This is a genomic window from Chryseobacterium sp. R2A-55, assembly GCF_021401085.1.
In the GTDB taxonomy this organism is placed as follows: domain Bacteria; phylum Bacteroidota; class Bacteroidia; order Flavobacteriales; family Weeksellaceae; genus Kaistella.
In genome coordinates this window covers 154,238-172,354 of the sequence record NZ_JACBFP010000003.1, presented here as the reverse complement: position 1 = coordinate 172,354, position 18,117 = coordinate 154,238, and the positions used below count along the sequence as shown (strand labels likewise).

The window sequence follows — 18,117 nt, the reverse complement described above, 5'->3', positions numbered from 1 at the left end:
TATGAGGTACAAGATGAGTGACACGAAATCCGCAATACCATATTTCAAGGTCAGTGTTTTGAGTTAAAGTTTGAATACAATTTTATTTTAACCACAGGTTTTGCATTCAGAACTTTGTTTGGCAACAATAAGCGAAAGCGCCTTTGTCTAGCCTAAAAGATGTGCTTTTAAGCAGTATAAAAATGATAAGAAACTTTGTTTGTCCTCGTCTTTATTTTCCACGCAAGGGCAGACAAAGGCAATTCTTAAAGCAATACATCATATTATTAAGATAAACCAAGGCGCTTTCGCTTATTAGTGATTTACAAATATTTACAAGTCAAGTAGTTGTGTGTTTCCTCTAAATGCACAACAGGTTTTAAATCCAAAACTTATTTTGGTTTTATAATGCGTGACCTAAATCCAGCAAATCGAATCTCAAAAGAAAAACCCCAAAAATCTTTCAACTTTCGGGGTCCTCAAATAATAAACTATTAAAAAAAATAAACTAGGAACAGCATATAAAATTCATGATACTGCTTCAGGATTTCTACCTTCAACGAAAATTTGGGGGAATTATTTTATGCCAATTCGTTTAAAAAATGTTAAAATTTATTAATTAAATTTCTGTCAGTCAATTGTTTAGTTCAAATGGTTGTGTCCGAATCATTTACACTAAAATATCTTATCTTTATGGAAATTTTTTACAAAGAATGGATTTAGAATTTAATAAGAGAGAAGACCACAATAAACTGAAACTTGCAGAAATCAACAAATTACTTTTGGAAATCAAAAAAGGAGGTGGCGAAAAGCGACTCCAAAAACAAAGAGAAGAGGGCAAATTAACTGCACGTGAAAGAATTGAATATCTCCTCGACAAAGATTCAAAGTCTATAGAAATTGGTGCATTCGCCGGTTTTGAAATGTATCAAGAACAAGGCGGTTGTCCCAGTGCGGGAGTAGTGGTGGTGATGGGTTATGTTTCGGGAAGACAGTGTTTGGTAGTTGCCAATGACGCTTCCGTGAAAGCAGGGGCATGGTTTCCGATCACTGCGAAAAAAAATCTTAGAGCCCAGGAAATTTCCATGGAAAATAGACTGCCGATTATTTATTTGGTAGATTCGGCCGGAGTTTTCCTTCCGATGCAGGACGAAATTTTCCCGGACAAAGAACATTTCGGGAGGATTTTCAGAAACAACGCCAAAATGAGTTCCATGGGAATTGTGCAGATTTCGGCGGTTATGGGAAGTTGTGTTGCAGGTGGCGCTTATTTGCCGATTATGAGTGACGAAGCGATGATTGTGGATCAAACAGGTTCCATATTCTTGGCGGGAAGCTATTTGGTGAAAGCTGCAATCGGAGAAAATATTGATAATGAGACTTTGGGCGGTGCAACCACTCACTGCGAAATTTCCGGAGTGACGGATTATAAGGCGAAAGATGATAAAGACGCTTTGGACCGCATCAAAAATATCATGAAGTCCCTCGGTGATTACGAAAAAGCAGGTTTTGACCGAATTGAAAGTTTTCCACCCAAACAGAAAATGGACGATATTTTTGGTTTTATGCCGATTTCCAGAGCAGAACAATATGATACTTTCGATATCATCAAATCTTTGGTGGATCATTCTGAATTTGAGGAATATAAACCCGATTACGGAAAAACAATCATCTGTGCCACCGCAAGAATCGATGGTTGGAGCGTGGGAATTGTTGCTAACCAAAGAAAGCTGGTGAAGAGCGGTAAAGGAGAAATGCAGTTTGGCGGAGTGATTTACTCGGATTCCGCAGACAAGGCGACCAGATTTATTGCCAATTGCAACCAAAGAAAAATTCCGTTGATTTTCCTTCAGGATGTCACGGGATTTATGGTGGGTTCCAAGTCAGAACATGGCGGAATCATCAAAGACGGTGCGAAAATGGTGAATGCGGTTTCCAACTCCGTGGTTCCGAAATTCACCGTGATTACAGGGAATTCTTATGGAGCAGGAAATTACGCGATGTGCGGCAAAGCTTACGATCCAAGATTAATTGTAGCTTGGCCGTGGTCGGAATTGGCTGTGATGGGTGGAAGTCAGGCTGCAAAAGTTTTGGCACAAATTCAAACTTCCACTCTGAAAAAACAGGGGAAAGAAATTTCGCAAGAAGAGGAACAAGAAATCCTGGACACGATTTCAAAAAGATATCAAAAACAGACAGAATCCACTTATGCTGCCGCAAGATTATGGACTGACGCAATCATTAGTCCGATTGATACCAGAAAATGGATTTCCATGGGAATTGAAGCAGCCAATCACGCCCCAATTTCCGAAAAATTTAATTTGGGAGTAATCCAGGTTTAAGACCTGCTTTCTAAATAATAATTTAAAATTAAAGAACTCATGAGTAAAATTGTTTTTTTATTTGGCTTTCTGAGTTTTGTAAACGGAATTTCTCAGTGCTATATCCTTGGAAAACCCAGCATAAAAGCGGGGGAAACAGAAACTTACACTGTGGAAAAGGACATTGCGCAATGTGGAGACTGTCATCTTTGGACGACCCATGGAGGCAATGTAACCCTTCAAGGAAATGTGAAACAGAATTCCATTAAGTTAACCGGAAATACTGGTGGGCAAACCATACTCTCATTGGCAATGCTTGCACCGCAAGGAATGGTTCAATGCAGCAAAATAGTGGAGGTTACAGAACCTGTAAAAAACATTACCATCTATAAAACGGCTCCAGGAAGCACCAATGGCAATTGCGATATTGATTTCAACGAATATCAGGAGCTGAAAGTTGCTGACGGAATGGTTTTGTTTTCTCCCACTGAAACCGAACGCAATTATAAGTATGAATGGACGGTAATTTATTCGGATGGGGAACAAAAACAGTCAACAGAAAAAAAACCTCAATTTCCATTTTCTCAGGATCATGGAATTATCAGTGTTGCTGTGAAAATGATCTCTGGGAATTGCATGCGAACATTTACGAAAACCTATGATTCCAACTTTTGGAATAACTTCTGAAGTTGGGCACATCTAATTTTTTAATGACCCTAAACCGACATCAGTAAGGTATTCAACTAAATTTCAAGGCAGGTTTCTTTCGATAATATTTTTTTAAGGTACGATTTTGGTAGGTCTTTTTTTACCAACATTTTAAAAAATATTATTATGAAAAAGCTTCTAGTTTTATTCAGCTCCGCGCTGATGACGAGTGCATTTGCACAATGTACGATCGACGGACCATCGAATTTGGCGGTCGGTTCCACAGCAACTTATTCAGTAAATATGGACGATGCGCAGTGCAGCAATTGCCATCTTTGGGAAAATCATGGATCTGTCGCTTCGATGTCTTCGAATGCAAAAAAACGCGCAGTGAGAGTAACCGGGAATTCAACGGGAAACATGACTTTGTCTCTTGCAATGCTTACTCCTAAAGGAATTTCCCAATGTAACAAAACCATATCTGTTGGAAATAATGTCGCATCAAATGCAGCTGCAACTACAAGTTCAAGAGATAGAACTGATTATTCCACGACCAATGCGGCCAACTGCAATTCAGATTTTACGAACTACACCGAAATGCGTAAATCAGATGGAGTGGTAGCATTTGTACCTTCTACAACCAACACAGACTATAAATACCGATGGGAAGCAACCTATGCGAATGGTGAGGTGAAAACATCTACTGATTCTACCCCGAATTTTTCCTATTCGAAAGACAACGGGATTTCTTCGGTTAAAGTCAGAATTACTTCGCCGAACTGTATCAGCAATTTCACAAAGTCTTATAATTCTACTTATTGGGTAACTTTTTAGAAATTAGAGCGTTGTTGGCGTTTTAAGCGCTGGCAACGCTTTTTGAACTAACCGATTCTTACGCTGGTCATGCTCAAACTTCCGCCGATCAATTCATCATTAAACAAGGAAATACCATCGGTTTTGTCCTTTAGTGCCAATGAATAGATCAAAGGCAAATAGTGATCGGGAGTGGGAACCGCGTTTTGCAATGCCCAACCTTGCTTCTGGTAATCCAACAGGTTTTGAAAATTTCCGTCAAGGATCCAGTTGTTTGTTTTTTCACGGGCTTCAATCGCCCAATCCCAACCGGAACCTACGGAGTTGATGTTCCGCCAATCAATCATCCTCAGATTATGAACGATGTTTCCACTGCCAATAATCAGAATTCCCTTATGACGCAGTTTTTCCAGTTTCTTCGCTAAATCATAGTGGTACTTCGGCGGCTTCTGGTAATCAATACTGAGCTGAATAACAGGAATATCGGCATTCGGATAAAGATGTTTCAACACTGACCACGCACCGTGATCAAGTCCCCAACTTTGATCCTCCTCCACAAAATTTGGCAGAAGCAGTTCTTTGGTTTCGCCGGCTAATTGCGGATTTCCTTTCGCAGGATATTGCACTTCAAAAAGTTCTTTCGGAAAACCGTAGAAATCATGGATGGTTTTTGGATTCTCCATCGCAGTCACAAAAGTTCCTTCTGTGAGCCAATGCGCTGAAATGCAGAGAATTGCGTTGGGTTTTGGAATTTCTTTGGCAATATTCCTGAAACCCTGTACAAAAATGTTCTCCTCAATCGCGTTCATCGGTGAGCCATGTCCTAGAAACAGCACGGGCATTTTTTCGGTGTTTTTGAAATCGTTTGAGATATTGGAAAGTTCGTTGAGGTTCATTTTGGATAAATTTTATTCTATTTCAGTGAAAAAAAAGGTGTTGCCCGAAAAGAAAGAACTAATTCTGGCCTTTTCGAACAACACCAATGCTGTAACGCGATGATTTTTATGCTTTGATGAACTGAAGGTCGCCAGAGATTTTCACCTCTTCAGAAACCATCACTCCGCCTGCTTCAAGCGCGGCATTCCAGTTTAATCCGAAATCACTTCTTTTGATTTTCCCTTCGAAGGAGAAACCTGCTTTGGTTTGTCCCCACGGATCCACATTGATTCCCCCGAAATCCACTTCCAATGTGATGGGTTTGGTAATTCCGTTGATGGTCAGGTTTCCTACCACGTCATCGTTCAAGGACGTAGTGTCAAAAGTAATTTGCGGATGTTCAGCGGCATTAAAGAACTCCGCAGATCTCAAGTGGTTATCTCTGTCTGTGTTGTTGGTATTCACAGAATCAGTTTCAATTACTGCATGAACTTTCACATTATTGAAGTTATCATCTTCACTTTCCAGATCCACGTTGAAATTTTTGAATTCCCCTTTCACATTAGCGATCATCATGTGTCTTACTTTAAAGTTGATTTCGCTGTGAGCTTGGTCTAAGTTCCATTTTGTTGCCATACTAATATTTATTTGGGTTAATGTTTAAATTCTTATGCAAAAATAATGCAAGACTTAATTTTAAGCATTGATGTATGATAATAAATATTCAGACTTAAATAAATACATTGATAATCAATTTTGTATGTTTTTTTTTGGGAAAAATCAGATACAGATTAAAGGTTTCGGAATCGGTTGGCCAAAGATACAGTCAAATGAGGCTACTGTAAGCAGGCGCATCCAACTTAATTTCCACTTATTTACCGTTAATAAGATGAAGAACTCTGCAATTTTGCTAATTATTTGGCTGCTTGGTTTTGCTGAAAAGCAAAAGAAATGTTTTTTTTCACAATTATTCCAAAAGATGAAGTAAATTCTGCTAGTTTTGCTTAAAATTTTATGGATGAAGAAATGGATTTCCCTCTTATTGGTTTTCAATTTATTGTTGCTGCACTTCGCACAGGAAATGGACAGCGTGAAAATCGAAAACAAAAGACTCGAATTTCAGTATAAAAATCTTTATTTTCCGGTTGGATTAATGATTGCGGGGATTACGACTGACGGAAATGGATCCGGATCCATCAAAAATGAAATTGTAAAATACCGAAACGAACACCTTCCCGGATTTCAGAACCGTTTCGATGACTATGTCCAAATGTTTCCTTTTGCTGCGGTTTACGGTTTTGAGTGGATCGGTATGAAACCAAGAACCGACTGGAAGAACCGAACCGCGATTTTAATCAAAGGTCAGCTCCTCAATCTGGGAATGGTGTATTTGCTCAAGACTACACTTAATGAAACCCGACCGGATGGAACTGCATATTCTTTTCCTTCTGGTCACGTTGCCAATGCATTTGCCGGCGCAGCAATGCTTTCCATAGAATATGGCGAAAACCATAGATGGGTTCCGTATGCCGCTTACGGAGTTGCTGCTGGAGTAGGAGTAATGCGGATTGCCAATAACAGGCACTATATTTCTGATGTGCTTTTCGGGGCAGGACTGGGAATTTTATCGATGAAGGTCGCTTATTGGACCCATCAGTACCAATGGAATCAGCACAAATCCATCAAAGATCCTTTCTTAGGGAGCATTTATTAACTTATTTTCAGAACCGGAAAGGTGCTTTCTTGTCTGCTTTTAACAGAATTTTAACACCTCAATTTTATTTCTTAAATTTAGCCACTTAAAATTTTCGAGATGAAATTTTCAAAAATATCTTTGCTGTTCCTCGTTGCGGGGAGTTTTCTTTTTGGTCAAAATCAAAAATTTACCATCGCTGAAGCGGTTAATGGGCTTCGAAGCAATCTTGCAGTAAAAAACATCTCCGGATTTTCTTGGAGCAATGATCACAAATCTTTTTACCAAAGTGTGAAAAACGGCTACTTGGTGACCGAGGTTCAAAGCATGAAACAGGATACTTTAGTTTCCTTGGCTCAATTGAATAAAGGTCTTTCAGCGGAAAAACAGCTGAAAAGTTTTCCACGGATTACCTTCATCAATAAAGATAAAGGGTATTTTTCTCAAAATTCCAAATATTACTGGATTGAAAAATCGGGGAAAGACTGGAAGCTTAAAGACTGGATTTCTTTGGATGAAAGTGCAGAAAATATTGAACAATTCAGTGATTATAGCGGTTTTGCCTATACCATAAAAAATAATCTCTTCGTCAATAAAAACGGAAAAGTCACTCCAATTACTAATGATGCCGATGAAAACATCGTAAACGGTAAATCGGTTCATCAGCAAGAATTCGGAATTACCAAGGGCATTTTTATCTCGCCGGATCATTCAAAAATTGCTTTCTACCGAATGGATCAGACTATGGTCACTGATTATCCGATCATAGATTGGAGCGTGGTTCCGGCGGTAAACAGAAACATTAAGTATCCAATGGCGGGAACCAAATCCCATCACGTGACACTGGGAATTTATGACCTTAGAACCAATAAGACCACTTTCGTGAAAACTGATGGCGACCCGGAGCAGTACCTCACTGTAATTACCTGGAATCCGGATTCCAAATCCGTTTTTATTGGAGTCCTAAACCGTGACCAAAATCATTTGAAGATGAACCAATATGAAGTCTCCAACGGAGATTTCGTGAAAACTGTTTTTGAGGAAAAGCACGACAAATACGTGGAACCACAGCATCAACTCACTTTCTTTCCCAATTCTACCACTGATTTTATATGGCAAAGTGAAAGAACGGGTTTCAATCATTTATTCCATTACAATGTGAATACTGGCTTGGTTGCACAAATCACCAGAGGAAATTGGGTAGTAACCGATTTGCTGGGATTCAATGAAAAAAAGAAGGAAATATTCTATGCTTCTACCCAGGAAACTCCTTTGGAAAGGCATCTTTACAAAGTGAATTGGGCTACTTTCAAAACTGAAAGATTAGACAGCGGCGCGGGAATGCACACCGGGATTTTGAGTTTAGATGGTAATTACCTCTATGATAGTTATTCCAATTCTGAATCACCACGGATCGTAAACCTGATTAATACCAATAATCTAAAATCCAAAAATATTCTGACTGCGGAAAATACCTTGAAAAATTATCAAAGACCTGAAATCAAAAACGTGACCTTAAATGCGGATGATGGAACTCCGCTTTACGGAAAACTTATTTTGCCTACCGATTTTGATGCGACTAAGAAATATCCCGTAATCGTTTATTTGTACAATGGACCTCACCTACAATTGATTACGAATACTTTTCCGGCCTCCGGAAATTTGTGGTATGAATATATGGCGCAAAGAGGTTACGTGGTTTTCAGTATGGATGGAAGGGGTTCTTCCAATCGCGGCCAGAAATTTGAACAGGCTGTTTTCAGAAATTTAGGCGAAACCGAGATGAATGACCAGTTGAAAGGAGTGGAATACTTGAAGACGCTTCCCTTTGTGAATGTCGAGAAAATGGGAATTCATGGCTGGAGTTTTGGTGGATTTATGACCACGAGTATGATGCTGAAACATCCGGAAGTTTTTAAAGTGGGAGTTGCAGGTGGACCGGTAATCGACTGGAATATGTATGAAATCATGTACACGGAAAGATATATGGATTCGCCTCAGAATAATCCCGAAGGTTACAGACAAGCCAATCTTTTGGATAAAGTGCAAAACCTGAAAGGCCATTTGCTCATGATTCATGGAGCACAGGATAATGTGGTGGTTTGGCAACATTCCATCAAATTTCTAAAAGCTGCGGTGGATAATGGAGTTCAGATGGATTATTTTGTTTATCCCGGTCATGCACATAATGTTTTGGGCAAAGACAGGGTTCATCTGATGCAAAAAGTGACGGATTATTTTGATGAATATCTTAAGAAATAACTGGTCAGGAACTCATCAGCTTTCCAAAAAATAATTCCACGCAGCCACGAAAATCCCGGCTGTTTCTGTTCTTAGCCTTTGGTTTCCAAGTGAAACAGCTTTAATGTTGAGTGATGATAAATCGTGAATCTCTTTCGGAGAAAAATCACCTTCAGGACCGATTAAGAAAGAAACTTCATCCATTTTCTGTATTTCATTCAGATGGATTCTGGGAAAAGATTCGTCGCAATGGGCGATGAAAGTCTTTTCCGTATTGATGCTTTTAATAAAATCCGAAAGTTTCGTCAAATCATTGATTTTCGGGAAATGAAACCTTAAGCTTTGCTTCGATGCTGCAATACTTTGTTTGCGCAGTTTTTCGATGTTCAGGTTTTTTCTTTCCGTTTTATCGGTTTGGATTAAGGTGATTTCTGAAATTCCCATTTCGGTCGCCTTTTCTATGAAAAACTCGATCCGGTCGATATTTTTGGTCGGTGCGATTGCGATATGCAGTCTGGTCGAAAAACTGGGCAGATTATATTGAATTTCTGCAACTTCCAATAAAACCTTTTTCCCTTCGAAGGTGAGATTTCCTTTGGCGAGATTTCCTTTTCCGTCCGTCACGAAAATTTCATCGCCGTCTCTCATGCGAAGCACTTTCAAGATATGTTGTTGTTCTTCAGGATGGATTTCTACCTTTCCGTTTTCGATATTTCCGTGGAATAGTTTCATTGGGTTTCGGTGGGTTTCACTGGGACAAGTCGCTACTTGTCCTTACATTGAGGTGTTAAAGTTCATACCTAGCCGTCGCAGAAGCTGAAAGATCCGCAAACTCTCCGCGTTCCAGTTTTAGTTGCGCTACCATCGCGATCATTGCAGCGTTATCTGTGGTATATTCAAATTTTGGGATGTAAATGTTCCAGCCCAATTTTTCCTCATTTTTTTTCATCGCCTCCCTTAAACCAGAATTTGCAGAGACTCCACCGGCAATTGCCACATGATTGATTCCATAATCTGCGGCGGCTTTTTCAAGTTTTTCCATCAGGATTTCAATGATGGATTTTTGAACGGAAGCGCAAAGATTATCTAGGTTTTCTTTGATGAAATCAGGATTTTTTTTCAATTCTTTTTGAATGAAGTAAAGTACGGAAGTCTTGATTCCGCTGAAAGAATAATCGTAATTCTCTAATCTCGGTTTATTGAATTTGAATGAATGCTCATTTCCGTTTTTCGCCAATCGATCCACAATCGGACCTGCCGGATAATCCAGCCCGAAAATCTTCCCAATTTTGTCAAACGCTTCTCCGGCGGCATCATCAGTGGTCTTACCGATGATTTCCATGTCGAAATAGTCTTTAACCAAGACAATCATCGTGTGACCTCCCGAAACGGTGAGACATAAAAAAGGAAATTCCGGAGGCATGCTATTTGCATCGTCGATAAAGTGGGCTAAAATGTGCGCCTGAAGGTGGTTTACTTCAATCAAAGGAACATTCAGGCTCATTGCCAATGATTTTGCGAAAGAAGTTCCCACCAGAAGCGATCCTAAAAGTCCGGGACCACGGGTAAATCCCACAGCAGAAATCTGTTTTTGTTGTATATTTGCTTTGCTGAATGCTTTTTCCACCACGGGAATGATGTTTTGCTGGTGTGCTCTGGATGCAAGTTCCGGAACTACACCACCGTATTCCTTGTGAATGGCTTGGCTGGCTGCAATATTGGAGAGGATTTTGTTTCCACAAATCACTGCTGCGGAAGTATCATCGCAAGAGGACTCGATCCCTAAAATTATTGACTTGTTCATAAATGGCAAATTTAGAGAATAATAACGACAAAGAAGACAAAAAATCCGTTGCAGAAAACATCGGGGATTCCATGCAGAAAGGGGTAAAAAATGTGAAGGAAACGATGAAGGATGCAGCGAATCTTGCTTCCGATGCGGTAAAGCACCCTGTGGAAACAGCGGGGGAATTCGTGGAACAAGCAGCAAAAGATGTCACTGATTACAAATGGTGGGCAAAACTTCTGCTGATACTTTTTTGGTCCGGACTTTTTATTTTCTTTTCCATCGTCATCGTGATCAATCTGCCTGCAACTAAAGACTGGGCAGCAAAACGGGTGGTAAATATAGTCCTGAATGAGGATATGAAAACCAACATCAGTTTCGAAAATGCAGAGGTGAACTATTTTGGAAATGTCACGATTTCTAATGTGGTGGCAAGAGACGGCAAGAATTTTCCATTCATTAAGGCTAAAACGATCCGTGCCGATTCTAATTGGTTTTCCATCATTAAAAATTCCCGAAACCTTTTATTTCAGTCACTTTCCATTGACGATTTAGATTTGAAGGTGATTACCTATAAAGGTGACAGCATCTCCAACTTTATCAGATTCATTGATCTGTTTGATGACGGTGCTGCTCCCATTCCAAACAGGCCACCTTTTGAGTTGAAATCCAGGATTTATGTCACGAACTCTAAAATTTCGATTGTCAACCAAAACCATGAAGGCGAAGAAGGAAAATGGCTTACCGCGGAAAATGTAAATCTGGTAATTCCCGAGCTTAAAGTAAACGGACCAAACGTTTTTGCGCAAATCAGCAATATGCGTTTCATCACCGAGAGATGGGGCAAAAAGCATATCGTGGATACTTTTTCAACAGATTTTTCCCTGACCAAGGAATTTCTTTCTTTGAAGGATCTGACTTTAAACACGGATCATTCCTTGCTGCAGGGAGACATTAAGTTTAACCTGAGAAACGGCAGATGGAGCGATTTTTCCAATAAAGTGAAATGGGAAATGAATCTCCGGCAGGGAACCCAGATCAGCGGCTTCGATATTAGTTATTTTGTCACAGATTGGGATAATTACAAACCTTTCAATGTTTCAGGTTCAATGAGAGGGCCACTGAATCAATTTTTTCTTGAAAATTTTGTGATCAGCAATCCCGATGTGAGTATCCGAACGCAAAATCTGAAAGTGACCGATATCCTAAAAAAAGACTTTCAGATTGAATCAAACCATATTTCCACCAATTTTACCTATCAGAACTTAAAGGCGATGATGCCCACTTTCATCTCAAGTAAAATGAAAAACTTTGCAGATGATTTTGGAACCTTGAAATTCAGTGGTGCTGCGAGCGTAAACCCAAAACAGGTTTTCGTTCCCAATGGTGATCTGATTACCGGAATTGGACAAGCGAAAATCTCCCAGTTTTATTTGAATGATTACAGTTCAGACCTGCCGAGATTCCGTGGCTACGCGGAAGTTCATGATTTAAATACATCGGTAATTACAAAAAGCAAGGAGGTTGGATTGATTTCCGGGAAGTTCAATATCCAGGGTGAAAGTTTTGATGTGAATAAGATGCGCCTTAGAACAAAATCTCAGATCGCAAAAATTGAAATTTTAGATAAAACCATTAACAATGTTTATCTGGAAGGATTTCTGGACCATAGAAAATACAGGGGCATCATTAACGTAAATGACGAACAGGCAAAAGCAGATGTGAAAGGGCTGATTGATTTCAGCACCAAAAGAATTTTTGCAGACATCAACGCCGATGTGAAGTATCTGAACATCAATTATTTTACGGGTGGGAAAGGAAACCAGATTGTTTCAGGCTTGGTAGATGGGAAAATTGCAATGACAAACGTCAATGATTTGAACCTTGATGCGGAGCTGAAGAATGTGAATTTTGCCAATGCCACAAATAAATATCTCATTCCAAACGCAAATGTAAAAGCCTACCTCGAAAACGGAAACCGAATCGTATCCGTGGATGCACCCGGCGCAGTGACTGGAAACATTTCCGGAAGGTTCCAACTCGGAGATTTGGCCGGAATGGTGGAAAACGGTTTGGGGAAAATCTTAGTGGGACCGCCGCCGAGAAAGTTGTATAGCGGGCAAAGCTTTAGTATGGATTTTCAGGTAAAACAGGTGTTAATAAATTATTTCGATCCCAACCTTCATCTTCCGAAAGGTGCTGCTGTAAATGGTTCCTATGACGGAAATGCAAACGATCTCGTCTTGAATATCGACGCAGAAGCCCTGAAATATGTGATGACCAAAAAAGTGGAAATCACGGAAGCTGACAAAGAACTTGCGCAATCTAATCCCGCCTACAAACTGACAGATCGCGATCAGGTTTCTAAAGATACTGCGATGATTGGCAATCTAATGGTAAGAATCAATACCGCGAATCTACAGGAACAAATCTTTGCGAAAATCGATCGCGTGGAGTACAACAATAATATTTTTAAAGACATTACGCTAAGCGGAAGAAATGAGAACAACCAGATACTGCACATCGCAACCCACTTCCAGCATGGAACTCCTGATGAGGAAGTGAAGCAGGAACTGAAAGAATATGCAATAAACTTAAACCAGGGTACGAATTCTGCGGGAGATTTTGTCTTTCATTTTGAACCGACTTCCGTCAAATTCAATGATGTGGTATGGGTGGTAGATACTGATCCGAATTTGAATCACTCCATCACCTACCGAAAAAAATCAGGCGATTTTCTGGTTCAAAATCTGCGGATATATTCAGATGCCAGCGAAGTTTTAGTGAAAGATGCCACCTTTAAATCCGCAAAAGATTTTGCAGTAAATGGCGAAGTGAAAAATCTGGATATCTCGAAAGTCTTCGCATTGCTCAAGAATGAGAACAGCATGGATCTGAAAGGCATTGCAAATGGATCCTTCGACATCAGAAAGGATAAAAACACTCTGGAACCGGTGATTGATTTGGATGTGAAAGACATCATGATGAACGGAAAAAATATGGGAGTATTGAATCTGAATGTGAAGAAAAGCAGTATTCCGAATGTTTTTGATGTGGAAGGCAAGGTGGTTTCTGCCGGAATCATTGGCGATAATAACCTGCGTGTAACCGGAACCATCAATAATAATACTTCCACTCCGAGTCTTAATCTGAATGCGGAAATGAGAGAATTTGACCTGGCTTTTGCACAGGAATTTGTGAAAGGTATTTTCGGAAATCTACGTGGTAGAGCAACCGGTGATTTGGCAATCAAAGGTCCAATGAACGATGTGGATTACAGTGGCGATATCGCGTTGAAACAATTTGGTCTTAAGTTAAATTTCACGGGAGTTGACTATTCCTTTGATGACACCGTGATTTCGCTTTCCAAAGGTTTGGCGATCTTGAATGACATCGGTGTAAAGGATGGCAGAAGCAATTCAAAAGGTTCCATTTCAGGGGCGATTCAGTTTGAAACCTTATCCTCAATGGGCGTAAACTTGGTGATGCGGGCAGAAAATCTACTGCTGCTGAACACCACTCAGAAGGATTTCGATTTGTTTTGGGGCAGAATTTACGGAACCGGAACTTTATATGTGGACGGACCTGTTTCGGCACTCAATATATCTACTCCGGAAATGAGGACGCTCAATAACTCGGTGTTTACCTTTAATTCAAATTCCACTTCGAATGTAGAGGAATTTAAAATGCTGAGGTTTCTGAAAAAGGAAGATGATGGCACCTTCATCGTGGAAAAAAAGAAAAATACCAGCTCAAACCTGAACATAGATTTCACTGCATCTGTGGATAAGGGAACCACGGTGAATGTATTGGTGGGAGATGACATCGGTGATATTTCCGTGCGGGGAAATGCAGATAAACTGAGATTCCGGATGAGCAGGACAGGATCTATCTCGATGATGGGAGATTATTTTGTAGATAATGGAACTTTTATTTCCAAAGCGATTCTGAATAGAACTTTTCAAATTGCCAGAGGAAGCAGCATCCGTTGGGATGGAGATGCCATGTCGCCGGATCTGGACATCAGAGCAACTTATCTTAGAACTGTGACCAACGCGGGACAGTACCTGAATATGGGGCAACTGCAGCCGATCAATGTTTTGCTCACCACCAGAATAACCCAAACTTTGACCAACCCAAAAATTCAACTGGGAGTCCAGGCGCAGGATGTTTCCAGCAGTGTTCGCGAAACTTTGGCTGAAAAAATGAGCAATGAAGATGAAAAAGTCATCCAGTTTGGTTCTGTTTTGGTTTTGAGCTCATTTAATGTGGGAAGTTCGGCGTTTGATATTAATCTCGGAAACACCTTGGAAACTTCGGGGTATAATATGCTATTTAAACAGCTCGGTTCTGTATTAAATACCATAAGCAATGAATTCCAGGTGGATTTAAATTATTTGAAAGGTGATCCGGGTTCCAACACCGGCGACCGCGCCAATGCAAGTGTAAGTTTTGCACTTTCGCCCCGAGTAAAAGTGAAAACCGGTTTGGGAGTACCGATTTCAAAAACCGAAAACACCACCCAGAATTACCTCTCCGGTGAAGGAATTATTGAATATGACTGGTCAAAGAACAATGATGGAACACGGCTTTTGAGGGCTTATTCCAAACCTTCAAATATTGGATTAACCGGTGCGACGGGAGGAAATGCCAGTGCAAACCAAAGTTATGGGGTAGGTGTGGTGTACAGCAAAAGTTTTAATACGCTATTCAAAAAGAAGAAAAAAAATAAATCAGCACAATCCCCTGATTATGAAAATAAAAGGGATTCTGCCAAGAATAATTCAATAAAATATTAATTTTAATATAAAAAACGCTGATTACGTTAAAAATAGTTAATGTTTAATGAAATTTTTTCGTTTTAATATTTATTTGTAAATTTGCAGAAATTTTCGAATTAAGTATAAAAAATTGAAAAAAATATAAAATGAATTATCAACTTGACGAAATAGACAAGAAAATTCTTGATTTCTTAGTAGAAAACACAAGAATGCCTTTCACCGAAATCGCAAAACAGATGGATGTTTCTGCGGGAACCATCCACGTAAGAGTGAAAAAAATGGAAGATGCAGGTATCATTCTGGGATCTTCATTAAATATCGATTACGGTAAATTAGACTATCATTTCACTGCATTCATCGGAATTCTTTTGACCAAATCAAACAGAACCCATGATGTGCTGAAAGAGCTTTCCACGATTCCAAACGTGATCGAAGCCAGCGTGATTTCAGGGAAGTACAACATCTTCGTAAAAGTACGTGCAAAAAATACCGAAGATGCAAAACGGATCATCTACCAAATTGATGACATTCAGGATGTGATGAGAACCGAAAGTATGATCTCCATGGAGGAATTCCTTTCTGATAAAAACCGACTGATCGACGCGGTTTCTATTTAACAGATCTGGAAACTTAAATCATAAAAAACTTTTGAATATTCTTCAAAAGTTTTTTTATTTTTACAAGCTATGAAAAATGAATTTGCCAACGAAAATCCTAAAAAGGATTTTGGATTTGTCCTCTCACTCATCGCCCTGCTTTTCTTCAGTTTAATGGGAGTTGGGATTGACACCGATGAATTTGCGCAACACACCGAAATGAATATTCCGCTTTGGTATTTTTACCTTATTTATTTTGTTGATTCACTGATGATTGTAGGATTGATCCTGATTTTTTTCTACCGAAAATCCGGAGCCTTCCTGTTTCCGGCAGCGGTGGTTTTTCACTTCCTTTTGCACAATTATTACCTTGCCACCTTCCTGTACACAGACGTTACGAACATGTTTTTGTATGTGGGAGTGGGTTTGCTCGCGATAATTCCCAAATGGCAATTCTTTAAATAAAAATTAAGTTTATGTTTTCAAAAGCTTGCGAGTATGCCATAAAGTCGGCAATCTACATTGCCCAGAAAAGCAACAGAAACCAGCGCGTGAACGTGAAAGCGGTTTCTGATGCGGTGAACGCACCGGTAGCTTTCACTGCGAAAATATTGCAACAGCTTTGTCGGGAAAATATTCTAAAATCGGTTCGGGGAAAACAGGGCGGGTTTATTTTTGACGAAACGATGCAGAAGAAAACCAAAATATTTGAAGTGGTACGGATAATTGATGGCGATGGAATTTTCACCGAGTGTGGATTGGGGTTGCACAAATGTTCACCAAAAAATCCATGCCCGGTCCATGACGATTTTAAAATAGTTCGGGAAAACCTGCTGATGATGACCCAGAAATATTCATTTTATGATCTTGCCGAAAAAATGGAGCTGGGTTTGGCATGGCTGAAATAATCTGGGAAAAACTGCACCAAAAAAAATCCTTTCAAATTATTTTGAAAGGATTTTTTGGAAATTAATTGTCTTCACGAATAACGTGTTGTTTCAATGCAAGTGCACCTTCAAAATCATTATCTTTACCAACTCCTTTCAAAGTGAGGGAGATCAGACCGGCAATAATCATAGCAATACCGCCTACAACAACATAACCAATTGCATAGTTTCCGAAAATGCTGTGAACGATTGGCCCACCGAAAATGCCATTTACAATTTGGGGAAGAACAATGAAGAAATTGAAAATTCCCATATAAACTCCCATTTTCTTTAAAGGAATTGCGTTGATCAGCATTGCATAAGGCATTGCCAAAATACTTGCCCATGCAAAACCAACGCCGATCATTGGGATCCAAAGCAGTGAAGCATCTTTGATGAAGTAAAGCGAAATCAAGCCTAAACCACCCGCGAAAAGCGCTAAAGCATGAGTTTGTTTCTTTCCGATTTTTTTTGCCAGAGGAATCAAGGCAAACGCAAATCCGATCGAAAATAAGTTATAATATCCAAAAAGTTCACCAACTAAATTTCCAGCATTGTTGAATTGTTCAGATTTGGCATCATCTGGTGACAATCCGAAATGATGTGTTGCGATTGAACTGGTGGTGTAAACCCACATCGTAAATAAAGCAAACCAAGAGAAAAATTGTACTACACCTAAGCTTTTCATTAGTGGCGGAATCTTCGCAAAATCACGAAAAATGTCTGAAAATCGTGGTTCTACATCCTTGGGTTCTTCCTCAGAAAAATCTGCGAAATCTTTCGGAGAATATTCCTTGGTCGTAAATATTGTGTAAAGAATCGTCAGCAGCAACACGCCTGCTCCAACATAGAACGAGTAGATCACAGAATCAGGAACAAAACCTTCTGCCGCCACATTAGAAACTCCTAGTTTTGTAAGCCAAGCGGGCATATTGGAACCGATGACGGCGCCGATTCCGATCAAAATGGTTTGAACAGAAAAGCCAATGGTCCCCTGATGTTTCGGTAACATATCGCCTACTAACGCACGGAATGGTTCCATCGCCACATTAATCGAAGCGTCCATCATGGCAAGGAAAAGCACTGCGAAAACCAGAACACCACCGGCAAGAAAAATACTTACCGAGGCAGAATTTGGCAGGAAAGCAAGTCCGATTGCAGTTAATAGCGCCCCAATTAAAAAATAAGGTTTTCTTCTTCCCCATTTTTCAGACCAGGTATGATCGCCTAAATGTCCGATAATGGGTTGAACAATCAATCCGGTAAAGGGTGCGACGAGCCAGAACCACGAAAGATGATGAACATCTGCTCCAAAATTTTGCAGAATCCTGCTCGCATTTCCATTCTGTAATCCGAATGCCATCTGGATTCCCATGAATCCCATGCTCATGTTGATGATTTGCGCTAGGGAAAGATCTGGTTTCACTTTTCTTGACATAGAAATTTTATTTTTTTAA

14 protein-coding genes are annotated in these 18,117 nt (G+C 39.8%); 9 read left to right on the top strand and 5 right to left on the bottom strand.

Translation table 11 applies throughout. From position 1 onward, the window contains the following. Nucleotides 1-692: 692 nt before the first annotated feature. From L0951_RS05960 to L0951_RS05950, 3 genes are all read left to right on the top strand, one after another. On the top strand, nt 693-2,321 hold the full coding sequence (locus tag L0951_RS05960) for an acyl-CoA carboxylase subunit beta (protein ID WP_234110295.1): 1,629 nt from the start codon (nt 693-695) through the stop codon (nt 2,319-2,321). A 39-nt stretch (nt 2,322-2,360) separates the two neighbouring features. Next, the gene (locus L0951_RS05955) at nt 2,361-2,987 is read left to right on the top strand and encodes a hypothetical protein (RefSeq protein WP_234110293.1); all 627 of its coding nucleotides are present in this window, start codon (nt 2,361-2,363) and stop codon (nt 2,985-2,987) included. Nucleotides 2,988-3,134: 147 nt separating this feature from the next. Continuing rightward, nucleotides 3,135-3,782 carry a hypothetical protein gene (locus tag L0951_RS05950; protein ID WP_234110290.1) on the top strand — a complete coding sequence of 216 codons (648 nt, stop codon included), beginning with the start codon at nt 3,135-3,137 and terminating at the stop codon, nt 3,780-3,782. Between the two features lie 47 nt (nt 3,783-3,829). Here L0951_RS05950 and ygiD read toward each other — a convergent pair whose 3' ends face one another. Together ygiD and L0951_RS05940 are read right to left on the bottom strand one after the other, a co-directional pair. Further along, entirely contained in the window at nt 3,830-4,657 is an 828-nt protein-coding gene (gene ygiD, locus L0951_RS05945; protein ID WP_234110287.1) for a 4,5-DOPA dioxygenase extradiol, read from the bottom strand. Between the two features lie 106 nt (nt 4,658-4,763). After that, nucleotides 4,764-5,273, bottom strand: a complete 510-nt coding sequence (locus tag L0951_RS05940) for a YceI family protein (RefSeq protein ID WP_234110285.1) — start codon at nt 5,271-5,273, stop codon at nt 4,764-4,766. Nucleotides 5,274-5,655: 382 nt separating this feature from the next. Here L0951_RS05940 and L0951_RS05935 point away from each other — a divergent pair, with 382 nt between their 5' ends. Together L0951_RS05935 and L0951_RS05930 are read left to right on the top strand one after the other, a co-directional pair. Continuing rightward, a complete protein-coding gene (locus L0951_RS05935) occupies nt 5,656-6,351 on the top strand; it encodes a phosphatase PAP2 family protein (protein WP_234110283.1) in 696 nt (231 codons plus the stop codon). 99 nt (nt 6,352-6,450) lie between these two features. Further along, entirely contained in the window at nt 6,451-8,592 is a 2,142-nt protein-coding gene (locus L0951_RS05930; RefSeq protein WP_234110280.1) for a S9 family peptidase, read from the top strand. Nucleotides 8,593-8,607: 15 nt separating this feature from the next. Here L0951_RS05930 and L0951_RS05925 read toward each other — a convergent pair whose 3' ends face one another. Together L0951_RS05925 and tsaD are read right to left on the bottom strand one after the other, a co-directional pair. Further along, the gene (locus L0951_RS05925) at nt 8,608-9,303 is read right to left on the bottom strand and encodes an RsmE family RNA methyltransferase (RefSeq protein ID WP_234110278.1); all 696 of its coding nucleotides are present in this window, start codon (nt 9,301-9,303) and stop codon (nt 8,608-8,610) included. Between the two features lie 55 nt (nt 9,304-9,358). Further along, entirely contained in the window at nt 9,359-10,375 is a 1,017-nt protein-coding gene (gene tsaD / locus L0951_RS05920; protein WP_234110275.1) for a tRNA (adenosine(37)-N6)-threonylcarbamoyltransferase complex transferase subunit TsaD, read from the bottom strand. A 2-nt stretch (nt 10,376-10,377) separates the two neighbouring features. On the opposite strand from tsaD, the gene L0951_RS05915 reads away from it, so the two are divergent. The 4 genes from L0951_RS05915 (at nt 10,378) to L0951_RS05900 (ending at nt 16,642) form a co-directional block, all read left to right on the top strand. Continuing rightward, nucleotides 10,378-15,156 (top strand): translocation/assembly module TamB domain-containing protein, encoded by a 4,779-nt coding sequence (locus tag L0951_RS05915; RefSeq protein WP_234110273.1) that lies wholly within the window; start codon nt 10,378-10,380, stop codon nt 15,154-15,156. A 128-nt stretch (nt 15,157-15,284) separates the two neighbouring features. Then, entirely contained in the window at nt 15,285-15,755 is a 471-nt protein-coding gene (locus L0951_RS05910; protein ID WP_048498964.1) for an Lrp/AsnC family transcriptional regulator, read from the top strand. A 69-nt stretch (nt 15,756-15,824) separates the two neighbouring features. After that, a complete protein-coding gene (locus tag L0951_RS05905; RefSeq protein ID WP_234110271.1) occupies nt 15,825-16,199 on the top strand; it encodes a hypothetical protein in 375 nt (124 codons plus the stop codon). A gap of 11 nt (nt 16,200-16,210) precedes the next feature. Further along, a complete protein-coding gene (locus tag L0951_RS05900; RefSeq protein ID WP_234110270.1) occupies nt 16,211-16,642 on the top strand; it encodes an RrF2 family transcriptional regulator in 432 nt (143 codons plus the stop codon). A 61-nt stretch (nt 16,643-16,703) separates the two neighbouring features. Here L0951_RS05900 and L0951_RS05895 read toward each other — a convergent pair whose 3' ends face one another. Further along, nucleotides 16,704-18,098, bottom strand: coding sequence for an MFS transporter (locus tag L0951_RS05895; protein ID WP_234110268.1), 1,395 nt, complete (start codon nt 18,096-18,098; stop codon nt 16,704-16,706). Between the last annotated feature and the right edge of the window lie 19 nt (nt 18,099-18,117).